Source organism: Pulveribacter suum (assembly GCF_003013695.1).
Classification (GTDB): domain Bacteria; phylum Pseudomonadota; class Gammaproteobacteria; order Burkholderiales; family Burkholderiaceae_C; genus Melaminivora; species Melaminivora suum.
On record NZ_CP027792.1, the window covers coordinates 913899 to 925728 of the forward strand.

9 protein-coding genes are annotated in these 11830 nt (G+C 71.1%); all 9 read left to right on the forward strand.

Going from position 1 to position 11830, the window contains the following annotated elements; all coding sequences use genetic code 11:
- Positions 1-131: 131 nt before the first annotated feature.
- Positions 132-548 (forward strand): division/cell wall cluster transcriptional repressor MraZ, encoded by a 417-nt coding sequence (mraZ, locus tag C7H73_RS04170; protein ID WP_106845493.1) that lies wholly within the window; start codon positions 132-134, stop codon positions 546-548.
- An 8-nt stretch (positions 549-556) separates the two neighbouring features.
- Positions 557-1483 carry a 16S rRNA (cytosine(1402)-N(4))-methyltransferase RsmH gene (rsmH, locus tag C7H73_RS04175; protein WP_106845494.1) on the forward strand — a complete coding sequence of 309 codons (927 nt, stop codon included), beginning with the start codon at positions 557-559 and terminating at the stop codon, positions 1481-1483.
- Entirely contained in the window at positions 1480-1803 is a 324-nt protein-coding gene (ftsL, locus tag C7H73_RS04180) for a cell division protein FtsL (RefSeq protein WP_106845495.1), read from the forward strand. Before rsmH ends, ftsL begins: the two co-directional genes overlap by 4 nt.
- Positions 1800-3548, forward strand: coding sequence for a peptidoglycan D,D-transpeptidase FtsI family protein (locus C7H73_RS04185; RefSeq protein WP_106845496.1), 1749 nt, complete (start codon positions 1800-1802; stop codon positions 3546-3548). Before ftsL ends, C7H73_RS04185 begins: the two co-directional genes overlap by 4 nt.
- Entirely contained in the window at positions 3545-6442 is a 2898-nt protein-coding gene (gene murF / locus C7H73_RS04190) for a bifunctional UDP-N-acetylmuramoyl-L-alanyl-D-glutamate--2,6-diaminopimelate ligase MurE/UDP-N-acetylmuramoyl-tripeptide--D-alanyl-D-alanine ligase MurF (RefSeq protein WP_106845497.1), read from the forward strand. The genes C7H73_RS04185 and murF overlap by 4 nt, the downstream gene beginning before the upstream one ends.
- A complete protein-coding gene (gene mraY, locus C7H73_RS04195; RefSeq protein WP_106845498.1) occupies positions 6433-7611 on the forward strand; it encodes a phospho-N-acetylmuramoyl-pentapeptide-transferase in 1179 nt (392 codons plus the stop codon). Before murF ends, mraY begins: the two co-directional genes overlap by 10 nt.
- On the forward strand, positions 7608-9383 hold the full coding sequence (gene murD, locus C7H73_RS04200; RefSeq protein ID WP_106845499.1) for a UDP-N-acetylmuramoyl-L-alanine--D-glutamate ligase: 1776 nt from the start codon (positions 7608-7610) through the stop codon (positions 9381-9383). Before mraY ends, murD begins: the two co-directional genes overlap by 4 nt.
- On the forward strand, positions 9380-10687 hold the full coding sequence (gene ftsW / locus C7H73_RS04205) for a putative lipid II flippase FtsW (protein WP_106845500.1): 1308 nt from the start codon (positions 9380-9382) through the stop codon (positions 10685-10687). The genes murD and ftsW overlap by 4 nt, the downstream gene beginning before the upstream one ends.
- 79 nt (positions 10688-10766) lie before the next feature.
- Positions 10767-11828 (forward strand): undecaprenyldiphospho-muramoylpentapeptide beta-N-acetylglucosaminyltransferase, encoded by a 1062-nt coding sequence (gene murG, locus C7H73_RS04210; RefSeq protein WP_106845501.1) that lies wholly within the window; start codon positions 10767-10769, stop codon positions 11826-11828.
- The last annotated feature ends 2 nt before the right edge of the window (positions 11829-11830 follow it).

The following is an 11830-nucleotide window of genomic DNA, read 5'->3' on the forward strand; positions in this document are numbered from 1 at the left end:
TCGTCCCCTTGCCTGGTGTGCTTTTCCTGCTACAGTGCAAAAAAGTGCAATGAAGTGGTGAAAAGTGGCCTTTGGCGCCCTTTGCCCTCACCGCGCTGTGAAAGCCACACCGACCGAGGGGTTCAGTTTCTGTGTTTCAAGGGGCGTCATCGCTGAGTCTGGATGCCAAGGGGCGGCTGTCCGTGCCGACCCGGCATCGTGACGCCCTGGGCGGCGAACTCACCATCACCAAGCACCCTGACGGCTGCCTGATGGTCTTCCCGCGTGCGCAGTGGGAGCAGTTCCGCGAGCGCATCGCCCAGCTGCCCATGTCGGCCCAGTGGTGGAAGCGCATCTTCCTGGGCAACGCCATGGACCTGGAGGTGGACGGCACCGGCCGCGTGCTGGTATCGCCCGAACTGCGTGCTGCCGCCGGCCTGACCAAGGAGGCCGTGCTGCTGGGCATGGGCACCCACCTGGAGCTGTGGGACAAGAGCACCTACGAGGCCCGCGAAGCCGAGGCCATGCAGGCCCAGATGCCCGACGCCCTTCGGGACTTTTCGTTTTAAGGGCCCCCATGAACGCGCCCCTGAGGCACACCACGGTCTTGCTGGACGAGGCTGTCGAATCATTGCTCGGCGGCCCGCTGGGCGCGCGCGGCACCTTCGTGGACGGCACGTTCGGGCGCGGTGGGCACTCGCGCCTGATCCTGTCGCGCCTGGCGCCGGACGGGCAACTGGTGATCTTCGACAAGGACCCGCAGGCGATCGCCGAGGCCCAGGGCATCCAGGACCCTCGCCTGGCCATCCGCCACGAGGGCTTTTCCCACCTGGGCGAGCTGCCCGCGGCCAGTGCCAGCGGCTTGCTGCTGGACCTGGGCGTGAGCTCGCCGCAGATCGACGAGCCCGGGCGGGGCTTCAGTTTTCGTTTCGACGGCCCGCTGGACATGCGCATGGACCCCACGCGCGGCCAGAGCGTGGCCGACTGGCTGGCGACGGCCGACCCGGCCGAGATAGCGGAGGTGATACGTGACTATGGCGAAGAACGGTTTGCTGGCCCCATTGCAAAGGCGATTGCTGCTTGGCGCACAAAGCAGGGCCCGATCACACGAACTGCCGAGCTGGCCGACCTCGTGGCTGGCACGGTCAAGACCCGCGAGCCTGGCCAGCACCCGGCCACGCGCACCTTTCAGGCTTTTCGGATTTTCATCAATGCCGAGCTCGAAGAGCTGCGCCAGGCGCTAGAGGCCAGCCTGCACATCCTGGCGCCGGGCGGGCGGCTGGTGGTGATCAGCTTCCATTCGCTGGAAGACCGCATCGTCAAGCAGTTCATCGCCCGGCACGCCAAGGAGGTCTATGACCGGCGCGCGCCCTTCGCCCTGCCGCAGCCCATGCGGCTGGCGGCCGTGGCGCGGGTCAAGCCGGGCGCGGCCGAAGTGGCTGCCAACCCGCGCGCGCGCAGCGCCGTGATGCGCGTGGCCGAGCGCACGGAGGCCCCGGCATGACCCGGCTCAGCCTGGTGCTGCTGCTGGCCGTCATGGCCAGCGCCATGTATCTCGTGCACACGCAGTACGAGTCGCGCCGCCTGTACACCGAGCTGCACCGCGCGCTGGCCGAAAGCCGCCAGCTGGCCACCGAGTACCAGCGCCTGCAGGTGGAAAAGCGCGCCCAGGCCACGCCGCTGCGCGTGGAGCGCCTGGCGCGCGACCGCCTGAACATGCGCATGGCCACGCCCGCCATCACCCAGTACGTGACGGACGAAGGCCGCGCCGGCGCGCCGGCCACGACGGCCGTTGCCACCGGCCCCGGGAAGGCACCTTCGTGAGCAGCCGCGCCGTCGCCTACACCTCCAGCCCGCTGCTGGCGGCCAAGACGCCCGTGTGGCGCAGCAAGTTCATCGTCGCGCTGGTGGCGCTGGGCTTCTTCGCGCTGGCCGGGCGCGCCGCCTACGTGCAGGTCATCGGCAACGACTTCTTCCAGCGCCAGGGCGAGGTGCGCTTTGCCCGCACGCTGGAGCTGCCGGCCAACCGCGGCCGCATCCTGGACAGGAACGGCCTGATCCTGGCCTCCAGCGTGCCGGCGGCCAGCATCTGGGCCATTCCCGAGGATGTGGACACCGACAGCGGCGAGGGGCGCGAACGCCTCAATAAGCTGGCCCGCCTGCTGGACATGCCGCTGCCCGCGCTGATGGGGCGGCTGGCCAACGAGGACAAGACCTTCGTCTGGATCCGCCGCCAGCTCGACTGGGACGTGGGCCAGCAGGTGGCGGCGCTGAACATCAAGGGCATCTACCAGCGCAAGGAATACAAGCGCCAGTACCCCGAGGGCGAGCCGGCGGCGCACATTGTGGGCTTCACCAACGTGGAAGACCACGGCCAGGAGGGCATGGAGCTGGCCTTCGACAAGGAGCTGGCCGGCAAGCCCGGCTCGCGCCGCGTGATCAAGGACCGCCTGGGCCGGGTGGTGGAGGGCGTGGGTGCCGAGGTGCCGCCGGTCAACGGCCGCGACATGCAGCTGTCCATCGACAGCAAGGTGCAGTTCTTTGCCTACCAGAAGCTGCGCGACACGGTGCAGCTGCACAAGGCCAAGGCCGGCAGCGTGGTGGTGCTGGACGCGCGCAGCGGCGAGGTACTGGCGCTGGCCAACTACCCCAGCTATTCGCCCGACAACCGCGCCAAGCTCACCGGCGAGCAGCTGCGCAACCGGGCGCTGACCGACGTGTTCGAGCCCGGCTCGACCATGAAGCCCATCACCATCGGCCTGGCGCTGGAGAGCGGCCGCGTGCGCCCCGACACCCTGGTGGACACCACGCCCGGGCGCATCACCATCACCGGCTCGACCATCAACGACACGCACAACTACGGCGTGCTCACCGTCGCCGGCGTGGTGCAAAAGTCCAGCAACGTGGGCACCACCAAGCTGGCCATGCAGATGCCGGCGCAGGAGATGTGGGAGACGTTTTCGGCGCTGGGCTTCGGCCAGAAGCCCGCGCTCACCTTCCCCGGCGCCGTCAGCGGCCGCCTGCGCCCCTACAAGAGCTGGCGCCCCATCGAGCAGGCCACCATGAGCTACGGCTACGGCCTGTCGGCCAGCCTGTTCCAGATGGCGCGCTCATACACCGTCTTTGCCAACGACGGCCGCATCATCCCGGCCACCATGCTCAAGACCGACCACCCGCCCGCGGGCGTGCCGGTGTTCTCGCCGCGCACCGCCAACGAGGTACGCAAGATGCTGCAGATGGCCGCCGGCCCCGGCGGCACCGGCCAAAAGGCGCAGACCGTGGGCTACTCGGTCGGCGGCAAGTCCGGCACGGCGCGCAAGCAGGTGGGCAAGAGCTACGCCAGCGGCAAGTACCGCGCCTGGTTCACCGGCCTGGCGCCCGTGGACAACCCGCGCATCATCGTCGCCGTCATGGTGGACGAGCCCGGCGACGGCGTGATCTACGGCGGCGCCGTGGCTGCGCCGGTGTTCAGCGAAGTGGTGCAGCAGACGCTGCGCCTGATGGGCGTGCAGCCGGACATGGCCGTCAAGCCGCTGATCGTCGCCAACCCGGTGGAGGAATCCCTATGACCGCGCAGCCGCTGGTGCTGGCATCGCTGCAGCAGGCCGTGGACTGGCTGCGCGCACGCGTGGCCGGCACGCTGCAGACCGACAGCCGGCAGGTGGCGCCCGGCGACGGCTTCATCGCCTGGCCCGGCGCCGCCACCGACGGCCGCGCCCATGTGGGCGATGCGCTGGCGCGCGGCGCCGCCGCCTGCCTGGTGGAAGGCGAAGGCGTGCAGGCGTTCGACTTCCATGGCGCGGGCGACGCCGTGGCGGCCCTGCACGGGCTGAAGGCCGCCACCGGGCAGATCGCCGCCGAATGGTTTGGCCAGCCCAGCCAGCGCCTGCAGGTGCTGGCCGTCACCGGCACCAACGGCAAGACCAGCACCTCCTGGTGGCTGGCCGAAGCCCTCACCGCGCTATCAAAAGAGAAGCTGCCGGCGCAAGCTGGGTGCGCCCTCGTGGGCACTTTGGGCATTGGCATGCCGCCGCAGCTGGAGTCCACCGGCCTGACCACGCCCGACCCGGTGCGGCTGCAGCGCGCCTTTGCCGGCTTCGTGCAGGACGGGCACAGCGCCTGTGCCATCGAGGCGTCTTCCATCGGCCTGGCCGAGCACCGCCTGGCCGGCACGCACATCCGCGTGGCGCTGTTCACCAATTTCACCCAGGACCACCTGGACTACCACCCCGGCATGGCCGCCTACTGGCAGGCCAAGAGCCAGTTGTTCGACTGGCCCGGCCTGCAGGCGGCGGTGGTCAACATCGACGACGCGCGCGGCGCCGAGCTGCACCAAAGCCTGTCCGGCCGCGCGCTGGACCTGTGGAGCGTGTCCATGCAGGGCCCGGCCCGGCTGCGGGCGCGGGACGTCGCCGCCACCGGCGCCGGCCTGGCCTTCACCGTGGCCGAGGGCGTGCACAGCGTGCCTTTGCAGACGCGGCTGGTGGGCCTGTTCAACGTCTCCAACCTGCTGGGCGTGATCGCCGGCCTGCGCGCCCTGGGCGTGCCGCTGGAGGATGCCGTGCGCGCCTGCGCCCGGCTGCATCCGGTGCCTGGGCGCATGCAGCAGATCACCGCGCCCGGCCAGCCGCTGGTGGCTGTGGACTACGCCCACACGCCCGACGCGCTGGCCCAGGCGCTGGCGGCGCTGGCGCCCATGGCGGCGCAGCGCGGCGGGCGGCTGTGGTGCGTGTTCGGCTGCGGCGGCAACCGCGACCGCGCTAAGCGCCCGCTGATGGGCGCCGCGGCGCAAAAGGGCGCCGACCAGGTCATCGTCACCAGCGACAACCCGCGCGGCGAAGCGCCCGCGGCCATCATTCACCAGATCCTGGCCGGCACCATCGCCAGCACGCAGGTCAGCGCCGAACCCGACCGCGCCGTCGCCATCGGCCAGGCGATTGCGCAGGCCGATGCGCGCGACGTGGTGCTGATCGCCGGCAAGGGCCACGAGGACTACCAGGAAACGCAGGGCGTGCGCCGGCCGTTCTCCGACCTGGAGCAGGCCCGGGCCGCCCTGGCCCTGCGCCCTGCCGCCCCGCAGATGACGCTGGCCCAGGCCCACGCCCTGGTGCGCCAGAGCCTGCCCCAGGCGCGTCTGGTGGGCGACGGCGCCACGCCGATCGCCCGCGTGCACACCGACACCCGCACCCTGGCCGCCGGCGACCTGTTCGTGGCGCTGGCCGGCGAGCGCTTCGATGCGCATGACTTCTTGCCCCAGGCGGGCGCCGGCGGCGCCGCGGCGGCCCTGGCCGCCCGCGGCCTGGAGGCGTCGGGCCTGCCCGGCATCGAGGCGGCTGACACCCTGGCGGCCCTGGGCGCGCTGGCCGCGGGCTGGCGCGCGCAGCACCTGCTGCCGCTGATCGCCGTGACGGGCAGCAATGGCAAGACCACCGTCACGCAGATGGTCGCCGCCGTGCTGCACGCCTGGCTGGGCGACGCCCAACTCGCCACGCGCGGCAACTTCAACAACGAGATCGGCGTGCCGCTGACGCTGCTGCGCCTGCGCGCTGCGCACCGCGCGGCGGTGGTGGAGCTGGGCATGAACCACCCGGGCGAGATCGCCCGCCTGGCCGCCCTGGCGCAGCCCACGGTGGCGCTGGTCAACAACGCCCAGCGCGAGCACCTGGAATTCATGCACACGGTGGATGCCGTGGCGCGCGAGAACGGCAGCGTGCTGGCCGCCCTGCCGGCTGACGGCACGGCCGTCTTCCCGGCGGGCGACGCCTTCGCCCCGCTGTGGCGCGGCCTGGCAGGCGCGCGCCGCTGCCTCACTTTTGGCGAGGGCGGCGACGTGTACGCCACCCGGGCGGACTGGCAGGACGGCGCCTGGCAGGTGCACATCGCCACGCCGGCCGGTGATTTCGGTACCCAGCTGCACATTGCCGGGCGGCACAACGTGGCCAACGCCCTGGCCGCCGCGGCCTGCGCCCTGGCCGCTGGCGCCCCGCTGGCCGCCATCGCGCGTGGCCTGCAGGACTTCCGCCCCGTGACCGGCCGCTCGCGCGCCTTCTCCGTGCAGGCGGCGGGCCGCGCCATCACCGTGGTGGACGACAGCTACAACGCCAACCCCGATTCGGTGCGCGCGGCCATTGACGTGCTGGCCGAGCTGCCCGGCCCGCGTCTGCTGGTGCTGGGCGACATGGGCGAGGTGGGCGACCAGGGCGCAGCGTTTCATGCCGAGGCCGGCGCGCAGGCGCGCGAGGCGGGCATCGAGCAGGTCTATGCGCTGGGCCCTCTGAGCGCCCACACCGCGGCCGCCTGCGGCGAGCGCGCCCGGCATTTCGACGACATGGCGGCGCTCAAGGCAGCGCTGCGCACGGCGCTGCCCGGGCTGGGCAGCGTGCTGGTGAAGGGTTCACGGTTCATGAAGATGGAGCAGGTGGTGCAGGCCATTGAGCAAGAGGGAGTGGCCGCATGCTGCTGATGCTGACCCAGTGGCTGCAAGGGCTGTCGCCCGAGCTGAGCTTCTTGCGTGTATTCCAGTACCTCACGCTGCGCGCCGTGATGGCGGCCATGACGGCGCTGCTGATCGGCCTGGTGGCCGGCCCGCGCGTGATCCGCATGCTGGCGGCGCTCAAGATCGGCCAGCCCGTGCGCGGCTATGCCATGCAGAGCCACCTGGCCAAGAACGGCACGCCCACCATGGGCGGGGTGCTGATCCTGCTGGCGATCTGCATCTCCACGCTCTTGTGGTTCGACCTGTCCAACCGCTTCGTCTGGATCGTGCTGGCCGTCACGCTGGGCTTTGGCGCGATTGGCTGGGTGGACGACTGGCGCAAGGTGGTGCGCAAGGACCCGGAGGGCATGCGCTCGCGCGAGAAGTACTTCTGGCAGTCCGTCATCGGCCTGCTGGCCGCGCTTTATTTGGTGTTCTCGATTTCTGAGAACTCCAACGCCCGCGTGTTCGAGCTGTTCGTGACCTGGGTGCAATCGGGCTTTTCGCTCGACCTGCCCCCGAAGGCGGGCCTCTTGGTGCCGTTCTTCAAGGAAGTCACCTACCCGCTGGGCGTTCTGGGCTTCGTCATCCTGACCTACCTGGTCATCGTGGGCTCCAGCAACGCCGTGAACCTGACCGACGGCCTGGACGGCCTGGCCATCATGCCGGTCATCATGGTCGGCTCGGCGCTGGGCATCTTTGCCTACGTGACGGGCAGCGCCAGCTATTCCAAGTACCTGCTGTTCCCGCACATCCCCGGCTCGGGCGAGTTGCTGATCTTCTGCGCCGCCATGGCCGGCGCCGGCCTGGCCTTCCTGTGGTTCAACACCCACCCGGCGCAGGTCTTCATGGGCGACGTGGGCGCGCTCGCTTTAGGCGCTGCCCTGGGGACGATTGCCGTCATCGTGCGCCAGGAGATCGTGCTGGCCGTGATGGGCGGCATCTTCGTGGTCGAGGCGATTTCCGTCATGGCCCAGGTCACCTGGTTCAAGTACACCAAGCGCCGCTATGGCGAGGGCCGGCGCCTGCTCAAGATGGCGCCGCTGCACCACCACTTCGAGAAAAGCGGCTGGCAGGAGACGCAGGTCGTCGTGCGCTTCTGGATCATCACCATGCTGCTGTGCCTGGTCGGCCTGTCCACCCTGAAGCTGCGATGAACGACGCGCCCGTCCACACCCCGCCGCCACCGGACGCCGCCGCGCCCGCGCCGCTGACCGCCGCCGCCGAGGCGGCGCAGTTCGTTGCGCGCATCTTTGCCGAGGTGGGCCACGCGGACGACGGACAGCCGGCCGGCGCGCCCGTGCCGGCGCTGGCCGAACCGGCGGCCCAGCCGTTCGCCGCCCCGCTGGACCACGCCGCCGCGCAGCAGGCCCTGGCCACGCTGCTGGCTGGCCGGCGCGTGCTGGTGCTGGGCCTGGGCGCCTCGGGCCTGGCCATGGCGCGCTGGTGCGCCCGCTGCGGGGCTGACGTGCTGGTGGCCGACACCCGGGCCAACCCGCCCCAGCTGCCCGCCCTGCGCGAAGAGCTGCCGCAGGCGCAGTTCGTCGCCGGGCCGTTCGATGAGGCCCTGGTGCAGGGCCGCGGGCTGCATGCCGTGCTGCGCTCGCCGGGCCTGGCGCCCGACGAGATTGCTCCTGTAATGAGAGCTGCCAGCGCTTGCCAGGCAAGCGTTTGGGGCGAAATTGACTTGTATTCTCAAGCCCTGGCCGCGCTGCGCCAGGCCCAGGGCTACGCACCCGCCGTGCTGGCCATCACCGGCACCAACGGCAAGACCACGGTGACCTCGCTCACCGGCCAGCTGCTGGCGCACGCCGGGCTGGACGTGGCCGTGGCCGGCAACATCGGCCCCACGCTGCTGGACACCCTGGCCGCGCGCCTGGACGCGCACCAGCTGCCCCAGGCCTGGGTGCTGGAGCTGTCGAGCTTTCAGCTCGATGGCGCGGCCGGCTTCGAGCCCACCGCCGCCACCGTGCTCAACCTGACGCAGGACCACCTGGACTGGCACGGCAGCCTGCAGGCCTATGGCGCCGCCAAGGCGCGCATCTTTGGCCAGCGCGGCCTGATGGTGCTCAACCGCGAGGATGCGGCCGTCATGGCCATGCTGCCGCCGCCCGAGCGCGAGGCCGTGCGCGGCCGGCCGGCCACGCTGCGCCAGCGCGCGCACATCACCTTCGGCGCCGACATGCCCCGGCGGCCCGGCGACTTCGGCATCGAGGTGGTCAATGGCATGGCCTGGCTGGTGCGCGCGCACGAGGCCGACGAGGCCGCCACCCGTGGCCGCAGCGGCCGCGCCGGCCGCCCGGGCGAAGGCGAAGAACTGCACATCCAGCGCCTCATGCCGGCGGACGCCCTGCGCATCCGCGGCCGGCACAACGCCACCAACGCCCTGGCGGCGCTGGCCCTGGCGCAGGCGGCCGGCTGCCAGCTCGCGCCGCTGCTGCATGGCCTGCGCGAATACCGCGGCGAGCCGCACCGCGTGGAGAGCGTGGCCATCGTGGGCGAGGTGGAGTATTTCGACGACAGCAAGGGCACCAACGTGGGCGCCACCGTGGCCGCGCTGTCGGGCCTGGGGGCCGAGCGGCGCCTGGTGGTCATCCTGGGCGGTGACGGCAAGGGGCAGGACTTTTCCCCGCTGGCCGCGCCCGTGGCGCGCCACGCCCGCGCCGCGGTGCTGATCGGGCGCGACGCGCCGCAGATCGGCGCCGCGCTGCAAGGCGCCGGCGTGCCGCTGCTGGCCGCCGCCACGCTGGCGGACGCCGTGCGCGAGGCCGCTGAGCGCGCCCATGCCGGCGACGCCGTGCTGCTGTCGCCGGCCTGCGCCAGCTGGGACATGTTCAGCGGCTACGAGCACCGCGCCCAGGTGTTTCGCGCGGCCGTGCAGGCGCTGGCCGAAGAGGCCGGCCAGATGATCGGCGGAGGTATGGCATGAGCGCCAGCAACACCAGCGCCGCCCCCGCCCGCACGCCGGCCGCCGCCGGGCTGCTGCAGCGCCTCGTCGCGCGCCTGCTGCCGGCGGGCGAGCCGCGCGCCGCGGCCGACGTGCTGCCGGTGCGCGTGGGCGGCACCGAGTACCGCCAGACGGCGGCCACGCCGGCGCGCGTGTTGGGCTTTGACCAGGCGCTGTTGTGGGTGGTGGTGCTGCTGCTGGCCTTCAGCGTGGTGATGGTGTATTCGGCCTCCATCGCCATGCCGGACAACCCGCGCTTCGGCGCCATCGCCCCCACGCATTTCGTGGTGCGCCACGCGGTGGCCATCGGTGTGGGCTTCGTGGCGGCGCTGTTTGCCTTCCAGGTGTCGATGAACGCCTGGGAGCGCATGGCGCCCTGGCTGTTCGTGCTCTCGCTGGTGCTGCTGATCGCCGTGCTGATCCCGCACGTGGGCACGGTGGTCAACGGCGCGCGGCGCTGGCTCAGCCTGGGCATCATGAATTTCCAGCCGTCCGAGCTGGCCAAGTTCGCCGTGCTGATCTACGCCGCCGACTACATGGTGCGCAAGATGGAGGTCAAGGAGCGGTTCTTTCGCGCCGTGCTGCCCATGGCCGCCGCCGTGGCCGTGGTGGGTGCGCTGCTGCTGGCCGAGCCCGACATGGGCGCCTTCATGGTGATTGCCGTGATCGCCATGGGCATCCTGTTCCTGGGCGGGGTGAACGCCCGCATGTTCTTTCTGATCGCGCTGATCCTGGTGCTGGCCTTTGCCGCCATGGTGTGGCTGTCGCCCTGGCGGCGCGAGCGCATCTTTGCCTACCTGGACCCGTTTTCCGAGGCGCACGCCCTGGGCAAGGGCTACCAGCTGTCGCACGCGCTGATCGCCATCGGCCGCGGCGAGGTCTTCGGCGTGGGCCTGGGCGGCAGCGTGGAAAAGCTGCACTGGCTGCCCGAGGCGCACACCGACTTCCTGCTGGCCGTGATCGGCGAGGAGTTCGGCCTGGTGGGCGTGCTGGTGCTGATCGTGGCCTTCTTGTGGATGACGCGGCGCATCATGCACATCGGCCGCCAGGCCATCGCGCTGGACCGGGTCTTCTCCGGCCTGGTGGCGCAGGGCGTGGCCATCTGGATGGGCTTTCAGGCCTTCATCAACATGGGCGTGAACCTGGGCGCGCTGCCCACCAAGGGGCTCACCTTGCCGCTCATGAGCTTCGGCGGCTCGGCCATCCTGATGAACCTGGTGGCCATCGCCGTGGTGCTGCGGGTGGACTACGAAAACAAGCTCCTCATGCGCGGAGGCCGCGCATGAGGAGCTTGTTTCGCCAAAACAAACTGCACCCGTGCGGCAGCACGGGCCAGCGCGCAGCGCTGATGCGTGGAGGCCGCGCATGAAACAGAAAACGGCCCTCATCATGGCCGGCGGCACCGGCGGCCACATCTTCCCCGGCCTGGCCGTGGCCGAGGAGCTGCGCGCGCGCGGCTGGCGCGTGCACTGGCTGGGCACGCCTGGCAGCATGGAGTCGCGCATCGTGCCGCCGCAGGGCTTCGCCTTCGAGACCATCGATTTCTCCGGCGTGCGCGGCAAGGGCGTGATCACGCTGGCGCTGCTGCCGCTCAAGCTGCTGCGCGCCTTCTGGCAGGCCTGGGGCGTGCTGCGGCGGGTCAGGCCCGATGTGGTGGTGGGCCTGGGCGGCTACGTCACCTTCCCCGGGGGGCTGGTGGCCTCGGCCGCCGGCTGCCCGCTGGTGCTGCATGAGCAAAACTCCGTGCCCGGCATGGCCAACCGCGTGCTGTCGATCGTGGCCAACCGCATCTTCACCGCCTTCCCCGACGTGCTGAAAAAAGGCCAGTGGGTGGGCAACCCGCTGCGCGCCGCGTTCACCCAGCAGGCCGGCCCGGCCGAGCGCTTTGCCGGGCGCAGCGGCCCGCTCAGGCTGCTGGTGGTGGGCGGCAGCCTGGGCGCGCGCGCGCTCAACGAGATCGTGCCGCAGGCGCTGGCGCTGATCCCCGAGCAGCAGCGCCCCCTCGTCACGCACCAGAGCGGCGCCACGCAGATCGAGCAGTTGCGCGCCAACTACGCGGCCGCGGGCGTGCAGGCCGAGCTCACGCCCTTCATCGACGACACGGCCGCCGCGTTTGCCCAGGCCGACCTGATCGTCTGCCGCGCCGGCGCCAGCACCGTGACCGAGATCGCCGCCGTGGGCGCGGCAGCGGTGTTCGTGCCGTTCCCGCACGCGGTGGACGACCACCAGAGCACCAACGCGCGCTTTTTGGTCGATGCAGGCGCCGGCTGGCTGGTGCAGCAGCGCGACCTGACGGCGCGGGGCCTGGCCGATTTGCTATTGAATACAGAGCGCCCTGCGCTTGTGCAGCGGGCGCTAGAGGCCAAAAAGATGCAAAAAACACAGGCTGCCCGCGAGGTGGCCATGGCCTGCGAGGAGCTGGCATGAAC

Excerpts from the sequence above, each read along its gene's own strand:
- murF (WP_106845497.1), top strand. The coding sequence starts at position 3,545 with ATGACCGCGCAGCCGCTGGTGCTGGCATCGCTGCAGCAGGCCGTGGAC.
- mraY (WP_106845498.1), top strand. The coding sequence starts at position 6,433 with ATGCTGCTGATGCTGACCCAGTGGCTGCAAGGGCTGTCGCCCGAGCTG.
- murD (WP_106845499.1), top strand. The coding sequence starts at position 7,608 with ATGAACGACGCGCCCGTCCACACCCCGCCGCCACCGGACGCCGCCGCG.
- ftsL (WP_106845495.1), top strand. The coding sequence starts at position 1,480 with ATGACCCGGCTCAGCCTGGTGCTGCTGCTGGCCGTCATGGCCAGCGCC.
- ftsW (WP_106845500.1), top strand. The coding sequence starts at position 9,380 with ATGAGCGCCAGCAACACCAGCGCCGCCCCCGCCCGCACGCCGGCCGCC.
- rsmH (WP_106845494.1), top strand. The coding sequence starts at position 557 with ATGAACGCGCCCCTGAGGCACACCACGGTCTTGCTGGACGAGGCTGTC.
- murG (WP_106845501.1), top strand. The coding sequence starts at position 10,767 with ATGAAACAGAAAACGGCCCTCATCATGGCCGGCGGCACCGGCGGCCAC.